12 protein-coding genes are annotated in these 15,078 nt (G+C 42.3%); 3 read left to right on the top strand and 9 right to left on the bottom strand.

Annotation, left to right across the window (positions count from 1 at the left end; translation table 11 throughout):
- The first annotated feature begins 37 nt into the window (after nt 1–37).
- Nucleotides 38–526, top strand: a complete 489-nt coding sequence (gene folK, locus LVD17_RS16660) for a 2-amino-4-hydroxy-6-hydroxymethyldihydropteridine diphosphokinase (RefSeq protein ID WP_233760144.1) — start codon at nt 38–40, stop codon at nt 524–526.
- Nucleotides 527–639: 113 nt separating this feature from the next.
- Nucleotides 640–1,446: an SH3 domain-containing protein gene (locus LVD17_RS16655; RefSeq protein ID WP_233760143.1), complete on the top strand. Its 807-nt coding sequence runs from the start codon at nt 640–642 to the stop codon at nt 1,444–1,446.
- An 84-nt stretch (nt 1,447–1,530) separates the two neighbouring features.
- Here the strand turns inward: LVD17_RS16655 and LVD17_RS16650 are convergent, their stop codons facing one another.
- The 9 genes from LVD17_RS16650 to rocF all read right to left on the bottom strand — a co-directional run bounded on the left by LVD17_RS16650 (nt 1,531) and on the right by rocF (nt 13,499).
- Nucleotides 1,531–2,376 (bottom strand): universal stress protein, encoded by an 846-nt coding sequence (locus LVD17_RS16650; RefSeq protein WP_233760142.1) that lies wholly within the window; start codon nt 2,374–2,376, stop codon nt 1,531–1,533.
- Between the two features lie 187 nt (nt 2,377–2,563).
- On the bottom strand, nt 2,564–4,231 hold the full coding sequence (locus tag LVD17_RS16645; protein ID WP_233760141.1) for a tetratricopeptide repeat protein: 1,668 nt from the start codon (nt 4,229–4,231) through the stop codon (nt 2,564–2,566).
- Nucleotides 4,232–4,609: 378 nt separating this feature from the next.
- Nucleotides 4,610–6,301, bottom strand: a complete 1,692-nt coding sequence (locus LVD17_RS16640) for a tetratricopeptide repeat protein (protein WP_233760140.1) — start codon at nt 6,299–6,301, stop codon at nt 4,610–4,612.
- A gap of 36 nt (nt 6,302–6,337) precedes the next feature.
- Entirely contained in the window at nt 6,338–7,237 is a 900-nt protein-coding gene (locus tag LVD17_RS16635; protein ID WP_233760139.1) for a 1,4-dihydroxy-2-naphthoate polyprenyltransferase, read from the bottom strand.
- Between the two features lie 2 nt (nt 7,238–7,239).
- A complete protein-coding gene (argS, locus tag LVD17_RS16630; protein ID WP_233760138.1) occupies nt 7,240–9,033 on the bottom strand; it encodes an arginine--tRNA ligase in 1,794 nt (597 codons plus the stop codon).
- The gene (locus LVD17_RS16625; RefSeq protein ID WP_233760137.1) at nt 9,034–10,575 is read right to left on the bottom strand and encodes a bifunctional GNAT family N-acetyltransferase/carbon-nitrogen hydrolase family protein; all 1,542 of its coding nucleotides are present in this window, start codon (nt 10,573–10,575) and stop codon (nt 9,034–9,036) included.
- Nucleotides 10,576–10,580: 5 nt separating this feature from the next.
- Nucleotides 10,581–11,555, bottom strand: coding sequence for a deoxyhypusine synthase family protein (locus LVD17_RS16620; RefSeq protein ID WP_233760136.1), 975 nt, complete (start codon nt 11,553–11,555; stop codon nt 10,581–10,583).
- 25 nt (nt 11,556–11,580) lie between these two features.
- Nucleotides 11,581–12,534, bottom strand: a complete 954-nt coding sequence (ctlX, locus tag LVD17_RS16615) for a citrulline utilization hydrolase CtlX (protein WP_233760135.1) — start codon at nt 12,532–12,534, stop codon at nt 11,581–11,583.
- A gap of 2 nt (nt 12,535–12,536) precedes the next feature.
- Complete coding sequence (rocF, locus tag LVD17_RS16610) at nt 12,537–13,499, bottom strand: arginase (RefSeq protein WP_233760134.1); 963 nt, start codon at nt 13,497–13,499, stop codon at nt 12,537–12,539.
- A 121-nt stretch (nt 13,500–13,620) separates the two neighbouring features.
- Between rocF and LVD17_RS16605 the strand changes: the two genes are divergently transcribed.
- Complete coding sequence (locus LVD17_RS16605) at nt 13,621–15,015, top strand: type III PLP-dependent enzyme domain-containing protein (protein ID WP_233760133.1); 1,395 nt, start codon at nt 13,621–13,623, stop codon at nt 15,013–15,015.
- Nucleotides 15,016–15,078 lie beyond the last annotated feature (63 nt).

The following is a 15,078-nucleotide window of genomic DNA, read 5'->3' as shown; positions in this document are numbered from 1 at the left end:
ATTAATAAAAAAGACGTTTCTATTTTTGAACATAATTATGATAGAAGGAATATTTTTGCTCTTAGGATCAAATTTGGGTGATAAAAAAAAACTACTGAACAGCGCCTGTTCTATAATAAACAGCGAACTGGGCCCTATCATGGGGAGGTCCTCTTTATACGAGACAGCAGCATGGGGCAAAACTGATCAGCCTGCATTTTTAAACCAGGTAATTGAGGTTAACTCTGCACTGTCTGCCGCAGAAGTACTAAAATGTATCAACAATATAGAATCACGCCTCGGCAGGGTGAGAACTGAGAAATGGGGAGCCCGTATAATAGACATTGACATTCTGTACTATGGTCATGAGATTATAGAAACCGAAAATTTGACTATCCCTCACCCGGGCATACCAGACCGGCGGTTTACCCTGGCTCCCCTGGTGGAAATTGCTCCTGATTTCATTCATCCGGTACTAAGGAAAACAAATACTGAATTATTGGCTCGTTGCTCTGACAAGCTTGAAGTAAACATTATCGAAAGCTGATAATTAGCTAAATCCATTCATAGCTTCTATCTCGAAATGAATAAAATCAAATATTTTTTCTAAAAATCGTCTATATTCCTCATATTGCGGGAATAAACAAATCGGATTTTATTATGATAACAAAGAACTTACTTGGCACCTTAACCTTATCTGCTTTATTGATGGCATGCGGCTCTAAAAACAGTGAGCAGGAAGCCACGACTACTGCAGACATTGAAACCGACTCAACGGCTGTTGCAGAAACTCCATCATCAAATGAAGTTGAAGCTGTTGGTATCTGGGACAAGGTCTCTGTAAGGGCCACTCCATCAGAAGACGGTAAATGGCTTACCTCCGTAAGCCTGGGTGAAAGCCTGACTTATTTGGGTGAAGAAGCTAAGGATAGTAACGATAAAGTATATTACAAAATAAGACTTAACGATGGTAAAGAAGGATGGGTTCGTCATGAATTTGTAGTTCCCGAAGCTAAATCAGCTGTCTTTGTTAACGAATCAGACATTTACAATCGCCCTGACCTGCTTACCAAGTCGGACAAGAAATTTAGCAAAATGGACATTATTGCTGTTAAGCAAACGCAGGATGACTGGGTAGAGGTAGCCGGAAAAAGAACAAATGGCAAATGGATAGAAACAGGATGGGTAAGAAAAAGTAATATTTCTTATGAACCCGTGGATATAGCTATGGCTAAGTTTGCAAAACCTGCTATGGAAACTGAAGATACTGATAGTAGGGCTAAAAAATTGGAAGAGGTTTTAAACAATGTTGACCTAAGCAGTTCTGCATTTGTTACTGATGTAAAAGAAGCCCTGGATGAAATCAGGCTGAATGCTGAGGCCCCGGAAGAAACTGATGATGCCTCCACTGAAGAAGACTCTATGGAAATAGAGGACGAAGAAGTGCTGGAAGAAGACGGTAATTAGTGATATTAATTGCCAATACATAAAAATCAAACAATAAAAAAACCGGATAATATCCGGTTTTTTATTGTTTGATTTGCAAAGCCGTTACCGTCCAATCACATAAGTCAATACAGGGCGCTTGGCATGATTAACCACATCCTCTGCAATGCTTCCGGTAAGCAAATGCGCCAGACCGGTTCTGCCATGAGTAGCCATAGCTATCATGTCAGCATTGATACTTTCTGCGAAGTATATGATACCTTCTTCCTCCGATCCCTCATTAAAAATATGAATTTTGTAATTCTCCAGTTGGCATCTTTTAGCAAAAGCTTCCAGCTCAGGACGGGCAAACCGGTCTGATTGAAAGTTGTTTGGCGTGTTGATACGAACCAGATGCAGGGTTGAACCATACAGCTTCTGAAACATTTTTACCGTATTTACACATTGCTCTTCTTCTTCCTCAAGCGCAGTAGCATATACTACTTCCTTGAAGTCAAAGCTTGTTGCTTTTTTATGTATAGTCAGTACCGGACACTTGGCATGCCTTACTACTTTTTCTGCATTGGAGCCAATCAAAAACTCCTCAAGCCCTGTACTGCCCTTCGTACCCATTACTACCAGGTCAACAGAATGCTCACCGATAATATCTTTAATATTATGGTACGGGCTACCTATTCTCAACTCCTGCTCTATGACGGCATCCGAGAACGATGAGTTTGCCAATTCCGCAAGGTCTTGTTTCCCTTTTTCAATTAATTTCATCATAAATAATCTGTCTTCCATATTGGGAAGATCAACCTCTCCGGTATAGTGCATTGAGGTCACACTGGCATCCTCAACCACATGCAATAAAACTATGGATGCGTCGGATTTTTTAGCTATATGATATGCTACTTCCAAAGCATAACCAGCCTGCTCGGAAAAGTCAGTAGGAACAAGAATTTTTTTCATGATAGATAAGTCTTATAAGATTTGATTTAAAGTTACATATTAATCTATTAAATATAAATAGACAATTAGTCATACGAACAAATGATTTTTGTTATCGTAAAAAACTTAAATAAATAAAAAATAACCGCCTGACCGCATACAGCGACCAGACGGTTACAAACCTAAACTATCAAGAAACTACTTATTACTATCTGTCAAATCCACAAAATGTCAGCGCTATGGATATCAGGTCTCCAGGCAAATTCTGCTGCATTTTGGTCTTAATATTTTTACGTGTTTCAGGGTTTACTCTGGAGTATTTCAATTGAGTATCCGCATACTTCCAGGCCATGCGAAACTCCTCTCCCACTAATACGGCCTCGTCTACTTTGCCCTGATGCAGTAAGCTGGCTTTGAGGCCATGGAGGGCAAAGCCATTTTTCCTGTAAATTTTCAAATCTTCCCTATAGATGTTTTCTGCCTGGCTGTATTGCCCCATTTGCATATACAAATCTCCGAGGACATGCCTGACTGAGAAAAACCAGTCAGGTGGCTCCTGATAGTTTAGCCTATCCTCGAGCCCGATGGCCTGCTTCAACCTGATTTCGGCCTCAGCATGCTGCCCGCCGGCCCTGAGTATTTCTGCATCAAGTACTTTTTGCGCTATCAAAACCAGCTGATCCACCGTATTGATATCCCATATACTTATTTCCCTGAGGCCGGGCTTTCCGGCAATACCGGTTAGTAGGTCAAGCTCTTCCTGCGCCTGACCTGTTTTACCCAATCCGACATAGGCCATACCCCTGGCATAGTGCCATATGGCTTTGGGGTAATCGAGTTCAGGCTCCCATAGTTGCAGTATCGTTTCCCACTGGGCAAATTTTACAAGCACGTTGTATTGTATAGTTGAAAAATGCTGAAGTCCGGCCCATTCCTTTTGCTTCATAGCCTGTCTATCCACCTTTTGAGCCAGTCTGAATGCGGCATTGATAGCCTTTGCACCGTTACCCTCCAGGGCTGCACATGCTGTAAGAAAATGAAGGTTGTGCGGATATAGTGCCAACGGGTACAGTCCTTGTGCGGAGCAGGAAGCCAGGTATGAACTATCAACTTCAACAGCTCTTTCATTGGCCAGTGTACCTAAGTGATAATCACCGGTACGGATGTAGGTATGCGAGGGCATATGTACAAGGTGACCTGCCCCCGGAACCATTTCGCCTAATTTCATAGCCATATCCAGGGCACGCTCTGGCGTAGAAGATGCCTCGGTAGCATGGATATAAAGATGTATTGGCATAGGATTGCGAGGATTACTTTCCATAGCCTGCTCTATAATTTTTACAATTTCAGGCGTCCATATCTTGGGCTCCCCTTCTATTGCAGTGTACAAGTCCCATGGGTGCAGATCCATTAAGGACTCTGCGTATATTGCCGCTATATCCGAGTCTTCAGGGAAAGCTTCATACGCCATTCGCATGGCTTCGGCATATGCCCTATCCAGCTCTTTTCGGTTTTTAAACTCAGGGGCATATCGCTCTGCCATGGCCTTAATAAGATGCTTTTCCCTTTGGGTAACATCATCAGCTAGCTTAAGTGCCATTTGTGCTGCGTTGTATGCTTCCTGGTTGACAGATTCATCCATACCTACATTGTAGTTCGGACCAAGGGCATAAGCAAGCCCCCAATAGCACATGGCACATTCATCATCCTGCCTGATGGCTTCTTTAAAGGACCTGATGGCTTCTGCATGATTAAAACCATAGGCCAATATAAGTCCCTGCTTAAAGAACCTTTGGGTATAAATGGACTCAGTGGTAATCTCCATTGTGTGCTCTCCCATACCCGTCAATACTGGTGCCTGAAAGTTGGTTTCCACCTGGCAACTGTTTAACAACCAAATACAAACAACCGTTATCGTCCCAATAATTATAATTATAAACTGTTTCATAAATGAAATGATTTAAATGTGTGGTGAAGTATGCAGCGGCCATACCGGCTGCAAGGCATCATCACTAAATGACCGCCAGGCATTACCCTGACTTGATGACTACAAATTTAGAGGGAGTGATGCTGCTCAAAGAATTTCAAAATGAGCAAAAGGTATACGCCACTGAAAAGGAGGTGAACAATAGGTGAACAAGGCCAGAATAATGCGCCGTACGCCACTTTTAAATGATATCGGACGGTATTTCTACATCAAAAATACCGACTGTTTTAGCCAAGTTTAAAGTAAGAGGGTTTTGCAGGAATGGCATCACGCACTCTTTGCCTGATTGAAACTGATCAGGAAGTCCATCAGGTTTTCTCCTGATTCAAGGTTGAGTTTCTTGCGCAGCCTGTATCGTGCCGTCTTCACACTTTCGGCTGATATGCCCAACAATGCAGAGGTCTCCTTCATGCTCAGGTTTAGCCTAACCAATGCACAAAGTTTAAGATCGCTACCAGTCAGCTCGGGAAACTCAGCTTTTAGCTGATCGAAAAAGTCCTGGTGCACCTGCTCAAAGAAAAGTTTGAAGTTCTCCCAGTCTTTATCAATTCCAATTGTTGAATCTATTAGCCTGATAAGTTTGCTGAGATCTTTCCTTATGCCTGTATCTGCAGTTTTTATGATTTGCTGTATGGCCTCCTTTAATTCTTTGATTAATTCATTCTTCTGAATGAAATTCATAGTGTAGGAAGTCAGCTCCTTGTTTTTATAATTAAGTTCAAGCTCCAGTTCTTCTTTTCTTAGCTGAGCATTTTCAAGCTCAACCCTGGACAACTCTTCTCTGGACTGATACAGCGCCCTGTCCTTTTTCAGGCGGGTTCTTTGGTTTTTTATTATCAGATAGGCTATCAGCAGGATCAACATCAAACCGATAACCAAAAACCACTTCAGGCTATTATTAAACCTGGCTTCCTGCTCCAGCAATGCTATTTGCTGTGCCTGTAGCTCCAGTTCTTTTTCCTTTTCCACCGTTTCTATCCTTGTCTGCATATTGGCTATCCGGGTAGCCATCTCTATGTTAAACAGGCTGTCGCGCATGGTATTGTACTTATTAGCGTATGACAAGGCCAGTGTGTAGTTCTTTTGTTGTTCATAAACCAGCTTCAGTCCCTGATAAATATCCTTAAGCCATTTTTTTGACTTTATTTCATTTGCCAGGCTCAACCCTTGTTCAAAATAGTAAATAGCGCTATCATAGTCACCCTTGTCCAGGTAGAGGTATCCAAGGTTTTCCAGATTTTTTGCCATACCTTCCCGGTCATTGATTTCCTTACCGATCTCAAAAGAGTTAAGCAGGTGCCGGAGCGATCGCTGGTATTCTTTCTGTTTCAGAAATAGTAGCCCTAAGCGGTTGTTTGCCTCAGATATACCGTATTTAAAGCCATTGTTCTGGTGAATGTTTAATGCTTTGACCAGGTAATTATATGCTTCATCGTATTTCTTCTCATCCAGCAGTATGGTGCCGATCTTACTGTATGTGGTGGCGATCCGGTCAAATTTCTTTAGTGCTTCGAATATTTCAACAGCTTCAAAATAATACTTAAGGGCCTTTTCATTATTCATCTGATCACTGAAAACCAGTCCGATGTTCATGAGGCAGTTGGCCTGTCCAAGCCGGTCGTTGATATTCCTGTAAATGACCAGACCTTCAAAAAGATACTCCAGGGCTTCTTCATAGTTGCCACGAGTCCAGTGTGCTACACCTATAACCCGGTTGGCAAACGCTTTGCCTTTTTCATAAGAAAGCTGCCGGGCCATAGCCAATGCTTTTTCTCCCAACATCTCCGACTTCGAAGGGTCGACTATCCAATACTCATACCCCAGTTTGTTGAGCAAATCTACCTTGACCGTATCCTCCGATATATAGTTATCAAGTACATAGCTGAGACTATCTATATCCTTTTGGGCATAAAGGCATGTTGATAATGTAATAAGAGCAACAATAAGAAAGTTTTTCACTGACATTTATTATAACCTGACTATCAGGCCGAAAATTTACGACATCAAGTTGCCTGCTCCAAATAGCAGGACAAATAATAACGTGCTGAGTGCCATTTGCTTCAGGTAAGGATCCAGTGTATGAGGTTCAACTTTATTTTTAACTGCCTTGCCATTAATGATAAAAAGCGGAACCGTAACCAAAAACAAAAGCTGTGTCCAGGAACTATATTGAAAATAGGTAAAAAGCAGCGCTGCAGACACTCCGGAGATTAGTAATACCCAATGATACACAATGGCTTTTCCCCTGCCGATCCGTACCGGTATGGAATATTTACCCGCCTTTTTATCTGACTCTATATCCCTGATATTATTGACATTAAGTACGGCTACAGAAAAAAATCCGCAGCTCAATGCCGGTAATACCAGGTATAGGTCAACCTGCTGTGTGTATAAATAGTACGAGCCCATTACACCAATAAGCCCGAAAAAGATCAGTACGGAAAGATCACCCAACCCCATGTAACCATAGGGCTTTCGGCCAGCAGTATAGGCAAGGGCAGCAAAAATGGCCAGTATCCCTAAAACAAAGAAGAACAGAAAGGCCTGGACCTGAAAGCCAAAGGAAAGGTATAGCAGGCAGATGCCGCTCGCCAGTGAAAGAGCAACGAAAAGTACCAAAGCCTTTCTCATACTGCCCAGTGTAATTTGCCCGGACTGTACCATGCGTGCAGGACCTTTTCTTTCCACGCTATCGGCTCCGTTTACCGTGTCTCCATAATCATTGGCCAGGTTAGAGAGTATCTGGAGAAGGATGGTAGTCAGGGCGCAAAAGCTAAAGATTGCCCAACTGAAAGCACCACGGGTTGCTGCTAAGAAACTACCCATGCCAATGCTGGCAAGTGCCAGGGGCAACGTTCTGAGTCTAAAGGCACTAAGCCATGCTTTCACGTTCATAATTACATTCTTTCCGGTACGCTGATCCCCAAAAGGCCCATCGCTTTGTTAATGGTTTCTGCCACCACTTTTGAAAAGGCAATGCGGAACTTCAATGCCTGCTGGTCCTCTTCATTGAAGATTGAAACCTCCTGATAGAAACGATTATATTCTTTAGCCAGATCATAAACATACTGGGCTATGATATCCGGTGAATAATTTGTCCCCGCTTCTTTCACCTTACCTGTATAGTCATTCAACAGATAAATCACATTCTTTTCAATCGGGTGCAAGCTATCAAAACCTGCAATCTCTTCATTGGCAGAGCTAATTCCCAATTGACCTGCTTTTCTTAAAATAGCGGATATCCTCGCATGTGTATACTGGATGAATGGCCCGGTATTTCCCTGAAACTGAATAGATTCATTAGGGTCGAACAACATGCGTTTTTTAGGATCGACTTTTAATAAAAAGTATTTTAAAGCGCCAACCCCAAGTGTTTCGTAAAGGTCTGCTGCCTGCTCTACGGTAAAGCCTTCGATTTTTCCAAGCTCCTCGGTATGCTCCCGTGCTGTATCTATCATTTCCTGCATCAGGTCATCCGCATCCACTACAGTACCCTCACGTGATTTCATTCTACCCGTGGGCAGGTCAACCATACCGTATGACAGGTGATAGCATTCTTTTGCCCACTCATATCCCAGTTTATCAAGTATAATGAACAATACCTTGAAGTGATACTCCTGCTCATTACCCACGGTATATATTTGCTTAGCTATTTCAGGGAAGTCCCGGAATCTCAGGATAGCGGTACCTATATCCTGTGTCATGTAAACAGAGGTACCATCAGCCCTTAACAATAGCTTCTGATCCAAGCCTTCGGCGGTAAGATCTACCCAAACGGAGCCGTCCTCTTTCTTAAAAAAAATACCTCGTTCAACACCTTTTAGCACTTCATCTTTACCCAGCAGGTAGGTTTCCGATTCATAGTAAAGTTTGTCAAAATCAACACCCATTTGATGATAAGTAACATCAAAGCCAGTGTATACCCAGCCGTTCATCTTTTGCCAAAGGGCATAAGTTTCAGGTTCTTTCTGTTCCCATTTAAGCAGCATTTCCTGGGCCTCTTTCATAATAGGGGCTTCTTTCTCGGCCTGCTCTTGTACCATGCCCTTCGCTGTAAGTCCAGCAATTTGTTTTTTATACTCCTGGTCAAACTTTACGTAGTAATCGCCCACCAGTTTGTCACCTTTCTTATCTGCCGTTTCCGGTGTTTCCCCGTTTCCATATTTTAGCCAGGCGACCATAGACTTACATATATGTATGCCACGATCGTTTATGATCTGCACCTTATGAACTTTGTTGCCGTTGGCTTTGAGTATCTCTGCTACGGACCATCCCAGAAAGTTATTTCTCAGGTGTCCAAGATGCAGAGGCTTGTTGGTATTGGGTGATGAGTACTCAATCATCACTTCCTTACCATTAGCCGGGAAAGTACCGTAGTTTTCTGCATTAAGTATGGAGTTAAACACACTTACCCACGTACTGTCGCTCAGTACAATATTTAAAAAACCTTTAACTACGTTGAAATCAGCCACTATTTCAGAATGCTGCTTCAGATATTCCCCTACTGTCCTTCCGGTTTCCTCGGGGTTCTTCTTTGAAAGCCGGGCATATGGGAAGCATACAAAAGTATGAGATCCTTCAAATTCTTTGCGTGTTGGTTGCAGGGATATTTCTCCAGGACTTAGATTTGCCTGAAATACCTCGTTAAATGCTTTGGAAATATCCTGTTGAAGGGATTGCTCAATATTCATTTATTCTTTAAGTTTTAAATCGTAAAGGTCTTTTCTTCTGTCCTTTAAGTTACGAACGCTTCCGCTGTTATGCAGATGTTTCAGGTCGTTAAGGTCTACATCTGCAATAATAGTATTTTCTGTGTTAGGAGTACCCTCCGCAACAATAGCATTTTGAGGGAAGGCAAAATCGGATGGAGAAAAAACTGCTGACTGTCCAAACTGGATATCCATATTTTTAACCTTGGGCAGGTTACCCACACTACCTGAAATAACCACGTAGCATTCGTTTTCAATGGCGCGCGCCTGCGAGCACACTTTGACCCTGTGGAATCCATTGTGCATATCAGTAGCAAATGGCACAAAGAGTATTTCCATACCCTGATCTGCCAGTATTCTGCTCAGCTCCGGAAACTCTGAGTCGTAACAGATAAGAATGCCTATTTTGGCTGTATCCGTTTCAAATACTTTGACCCCGGAACCGCCAGTCATACCCCAATCACTTCTTTCAGCCGGTGTAACGTGGATCTTATACTGGGCTTCGTAGCTACCGTCTCTACGGCATAAGTAGGAAACATTGTACAGTTTCTCATCTTCGTAAACAGGCATGCTACCAGCTATAATATTTATATTGTAAGACAGGGCATACTCCACCATTTTGTCCCTGATCTCATTAGAGTACTGTGCCAGTTTCCTGATTGCTTTTGCAGCATTATCTTCATTGAATTCAGACATCAGCGGGGCGTTGAACAGCTCCGGGAACACCAGGAAGTCGGCCTGATAGCCACTCACCGCATCCACAAAAAATTCAACATTTTCGAAGAATGACTGCAGCGAACGCACGCTTCTCAGTTGCCATTGAACTACACCTATTCTTGCTGAGGTCTTCCTTGCGCCAATCAATTTCTCCTCTTCATCGAAGTAGATATTATTCCACTCAATCAGCACTGCATACGACCCGGAGGCCTTATCGTAAGGAATATAGTTTTTAAGTATTTTCTTAACGTGAAAATCATTGCTCATCTGAAAGTATAGTACAGGGTCATAGATCTCCTTTTCCTTTACTTTCTGAATATATTCTTTAGGGGTATAATCATCGCTATACTTATGATAATTAGGTATGCGCCCACCTGCCACAATAGATCTCAGGTTAAGGTTCTCGCATAGCTCTTTTCTTGAATCATAAAGCCTTCGCCCTAATCGCATACCCTGGTAACCCGGGTCTACACAAACATCGATACCATATAGCACATCCCCGTCATTGGTGTGGGTGCCGAAATTAGAATCATCTATGATCTGCTCATAGCTATGACTATCGCCAAACCTGGAATAATCAACAATAATGGAAAGAGCAAAGGCAACTACTTGCCCGTTATCTTCCACGCATAGCTGTCCTTCAGGAAAAATATCGATAAGCCTTTTTATCTGCGATTTTAGCCATATCTCACCCTTCATCATGGGGTAGCACTTTTTCATGATCTGCACAAGCTGATCATAATCGGTTACCTGCAGGTTGCGGGTTATTAATAAATGTTGTGAATTATCTGAGTTTACTTCGGTCATATTTATCACCATCCTAGTACATATGCAAAAATCAAAGGGGCCACTATTGTAGCGTCCGACTCTATAACATATTTCGGAGTGGTTATGTCTAGCTTACCCCAGGTAATTTTTTCGTTAGGTACCGCTCCGCTGTAGGAACCATAGCTCGTGGTTGAGTCAGATATCTGGCAGAAGTAGCTCCAGAAAGGGGTATCAGTAAGCTCCATATCCTGGTACAGCATAGGCACCACACAAATCGGAAAATCTCCGGCAATACCTCCGCCAATCTGGAAGAAACCAATGCCTTTATCTTCCGCATTTTTGATATACCAGTCTGCCAGATATGTCATATATTCAATGCCCGACTTCATGGTTGAAGGCTTTAGTTCCCCCTTCATGCAGTAAGAGGCAAAAATATTCCCCAAAGTAGAATCCTCCCAGCCGGGAACCACCATAGGCAGGTTCTTTTTAGCCGCTTCTACCATCCAGCTGTTTTTAGGGTCAATTTCGTAATACTGCTCGAGCACACCTGAGTTTAACAGCTTGAACATAAACTCATGGGGGAAGTATCGTTCTCCGTTATCTTCGGCCTCCTTCCATATTTTAAATATATGTTTCTGGATTCTTCTGAATGCCTCTTCTTCAGGGATACAGGTATCCGTTACCCTGTTCAGGCCTCTTTCCAGCAGTTCCCACTCCTCTTTGGGAGTAAGGTCACGATAATGGGGAACTCTTTCGTAGTGAGAATGCGCCACGAGGTTCATAACATCTTCTTCCAGGTTTGCTCCGGTGCATGATATGATCTGCACTTTGTCCTGGCGGATCATCTCGGAAAGCGACTTGCCAAGCTCACCGGTACTCATAGCTCCGGCAAGAGAGATAAGCATTTTTTTGTCTTCCGAAAGGTGTTTTTTATATCCTTTTGCAGCATCGACCAACGCCGCCGCATTAAAATGTAAATAATGTTTTTCTATGAAGTCTGTAATTGGAGAATTAGCCATGTTCCAAAATATTTTAGCTTATAAATTAATTTTTATGCTGTACGGGCAGGAATACCTCGGCCATCATACATCTGGCACTTCCTCCGCCCAAAGCTTCTATTGTATCTAATGAACTGTGAATTATAGGGCAATGTTTTTCTATAGCATCCTTTTGCTCAGCCCTGAGCACAGAATATGCCGCACTTGACATGACCAGGTACTTTTGACCTGTTATAGACGTGACCTGAAGCATATTACCTGCAAAATGGTACTTTTGGGCCTCTTCTATAGGAATTATCTCCTTGCCCGTTTTTTTTAACGAAGACAAAACCTCTTTCTTTTCTTTTGCATCATCTATAGATGCATCACAAATAATGGCAAACTCATCAGCCACACACATCATCACATTGGTATGGTAGATCGGCATGCGCTGACCTTCTACAGTCTGATATGCCTTAAATGTGACAGGCTCATAACCGAACTTTTTACAAAATTCGCCAAGTACTTCCTGATTGGTCCTTAGTGACAAAGCTGCATATACCAACCTGTTGGGCCGGTCCAGGATCATGCTCCCTGTACCTTCGAGAAACTTATTTTCCTCTTCGTGAAATGAAAAATCTTCAATACCGGATATCTTCAGATGATATCGGTTTTCGAGTGTGGCGAGTATCTCATCTCTTCTTTCCAGCCTCCTGTTGTGAGCATACATAGGATAAAGACCTACCCTCCCATCATCATGAAAGGATATCCAGTTGTTGGGAAAAATGGAATCAGGTGTATCCGGAGCTGCTGTATCATCAATAACGATTACATTTACCTGCCGCTCTCGCAACTGCTTCACCAGCTCGTCAAACTCTTGCTGAGCCCTTTGCTGCGCATCCTGAGGGTGCAGATTATCGATTACCCGCTGATAATAATTATTAACCGCGGTCTCCTCATTGTACCGGAAGTTTACCGGCCGGATCATCAATATAGTATCTGCACACTGCTTTGTTTCCATTATTATCCCAAAAGGGAATTTGTGGTGGCCTCAAGAATCTCGAAAGCATTTTCAGCCATTTTGTTTTCTGTATCCAATGTAGGGTTCACCTCCACCATCTCCCAGGCTATAACCCTGGGATCTCTGATCAATCGTGTATTTAACTCTTTGGCTTCCTCTACAGTAAGACCATTGGGAACCGGAGTACCCGTGCCTACCGATATTTTGGAATCCATGCTGTCTACATCAAAAGAAATATAGATAATATCGCACTCCTTAAGCAGGGCAAGGGTTTCTTTCGCTATCGCCTCCACCCCTTTTTCCCTTACTATCTGGGTTGTAAAGTTGGTAATATTATGTTTCTCCATCAGGAATTGTTCTGGTTGCTCCAAATCCCTGACACTTATGTATACTACATCTGATAAATTTATTTTCGCTCCTTTGCCTCCAACTTCTTTCAATTGGTTCCAGAGCTCAACAGTTTCATTTTTGGGGTCATTGATTTTGCACTCCAGGTTGTCTGTATTGCTAACCATCGCCAGGGGCATACCATGCATATTGCCTGATGGTGTAGTATACGGTGTATGCATATCAGCATGAGCGTCTATCCAGATCACGCCGAGTCGCTTTTTGGGGTGTGCTTTTTTGATCCCTGCGATGGAACCCGCAGCGGTAGAGTGGTCTCCTGCCAATATGATCGGAAAGCTATTCAATTTAAGCACTTTCGATACTTGTAAACAAACTCTTTCCTCCATTGTTAAAACACCGTCAATAAACTTGGCGTGAGGGTGAGCATAACCATCAAAAAGTATATCGTTAACATTTTCAACCTCCTCCGAGTCAAAGCGGGTAAAGTAATCGGATTCCAGGTCCAGACTAGCTATTTTTAGTGCATCTATGCCTAAACTGGCGCCTCTTGTACCAGCAGCTATCTCCGATTTCACTTCAATAATCCTGATATCTTTTAAAGGCAATGTTTTATTCATAAAATAGATTTATATATAATATTTCTCAGCAATGGAAATTGCTTTGCAAAGATTGCAAATTTATACCAATATTGCATTGTTCAATTAAATACTTCCAGCTTATACAGTACAGTTTATTTTTATGAAAAAATACATCGATCTTATAGAGCAAACATTCGAGTTTCCTCAGGAAGAATTCAAGGTTGTAGACAATAAACTTTATTTTAATAATGTGCCCTTAATGGACATTATAGAGAAATATGGCACACCTCTCAAGCTTACGTACCTTCCTAAAATTGGTGAAAACATCAAGTATGCCAAACAGATTTTTAACAATGCCATTAAAAAGCATAATTACGAAGGATCTTATACATATTGTTATTGCACAAAATCATCACACTTCAGCTTTGTACTTGAAGAGGCCCTGAAGCACGATATACATATAGAAACTTCATCTTCCTTTGACATTCCCATTGTAAGAAAGCTCTATGAGAAGGGAAAAGTGAATAAAAACACTTATGTGGTTTGCAACGGCTTTAAACGCCCTCTTTACAAGCAATATATCAGCGACCTGCTTAATGACGGGTTTAAGAACTGCATCCCGGTACTGGATAACCTGCACGAGCTGAGCCACTATGAGGAGCATGTAAAAGGTGAATATAATGTAGGGATAAGGATCGCCGCAGACGAGGAGCCTAACTTTGAGTTCTATACCTCAAGGCTGGGCATCAGGTATGGAGATATCAATACGTTATACAGAGACCAGATAAAGCCCAGCAAAAAGGCTAAGCTCAAGCTTTTGCATTTCTTTATCAATACCGGCATCAGAGATACGGCGTATTACTGGAGTGAACTAAGCAGGTTTATTTTTAAATACTGCGAATTGAAAAAAGAATGCCCTGAGCTGGACACCATTGATATCGGCGGTGGTTTCCCTATCAAAACTTCTCTGCAATTTGAGTTTGACTACAAATATATTGTAGAGCAGATCATTGAAAACGTAAAATGGATCTGTGGTAAGAACAATGTACCGGTACCCAATATTTTTACTGAATTTGGCAGCTTTACCGTAGGCGAAAGTGGCGCTGTACTTTACTCTATCATGGACCAGAAGCTACAAAATGACAAGGAGCTTTGGTATATGATCGACGGCTCTTTCATTACGCATCTCCCTGATGCCTGGGGCCTCAACCAGAAGTATATTATGCTTCCGCTTAACAAGTGGGATGGTATGTTCCATAAAGTGAATCTGGGTGGCTTAACCTGCGACAGTATGGATTATTATAACTCGGAAGCACATACCAGTGATGTATTCTTACCAATGCTGGAGGCTGACAAAACGGACAAGCTATACATCGGCTTCTTTCATACAGGCGCTTATCAGGAGTCATTAGGCGGCTATGGAGGTATTCAGCACTGCCTTATACCTGCACCCAAACATGTATTGATCGATAAAAACTCCAAGGGTGAGATTGTTACAAACCTGTTCTCCGACGAACAGGAGAGTGAAGCTATGCTGAACTTACTGGGGTACTAGTCGTCAACATCAAAACTTATGGCATAATCAGAGAATAATGTCTATGATTATGCCATAAGTTTA

It is taken from the genome of Fulvivirga ulvae (genome assembly GCF_021389975.1).
GTDB classification, from domain to species: Bacteria; Bacteroidota; Bacteroidia; order Cytophagales; family Cyclobacteriaceae; genus Fulvivirga; species Fulvivirga ulvae.
The sequence above is the reverse complement of the archived record's forward strand: the minus strand, read 5'-3'. Positions and strand labels throughout refer to the sequence as shown.

What these genes read in the sequence shown, in the direction of transcription:
- LVD17_RS16620 (WP_233760136.1), bottom strand. Translation starts at nt 11,555, where the DNA reads ATGGCTAATTCTCCAATTACAGACTTCATAGAAAAACATTATTTACAT.
- LVD17_RS16605 (WP_233760133.1), top strand. Translation starts at nt 13,621, where the DNA reads ATGAAAAAATACATCGATCTTATAGAGCAAACATTCGAGTTTCCTCAG.
- ctlX (WP_233760135.1), bottom strand. Translation starts at nt 12,534, where the DNA reads ATGGAAACAAAGCAGTGTGCAGATACTATATTGATGATCCGGCCGGTA.
- argS (WP_233760138.1), bottom strand. Translation starts at nt 9,033, where the DNA reads ATGAATATTGAGCAATCCCTTCAACAGGATATTTCCAAAGCATTTAAC.
- LVD17_RS16635 (WP_233760139.1), bottom strand. Translation starts at nt 7,237, where the DNA reads ATGAACGTGAAAGCATGGCTTAGTGCCTTTAGACTCAGAACGTTGCCC.
- LVD17_RS16650 (WP_233760142.1), bottom strand. Translation starts at nt 2,376, where the DNA reads ATGAAAAAAATTCTTGTTCCTACTGACTTTTCCGAGCAGGCTGGTTAT.
- folK (WP_233760144.1), top strand. Translation starts at nt 38, where the DNA reads ATGATAGAAGGAATATTTTTGCTCTTAGGATCAAATTTGGGTGATAAA.
- rocF (WP_233760134.1), bottom strand. Translation starts at nt 13,499, where the DNA reads ATGAATAAAACATTGCCTTTAAAAGATATCAGGATTATTGAAGTGAAA.
- LVD17_RS16655 (WP_233760143.1), top strand. Translation starts at nt 640, where the DNA reads ATGATAACAAAGAACTTACTTGGCACCTTAACCTTATCTGCTTTATTG.
- LVD17_RS16625 (WP_233760137.1), bottom strand. Translation starts at nt 10,575, where the DNA reads ATGACCGAAGTAAACTCAGATAATTCACAACATTTATTAATAACCCGC.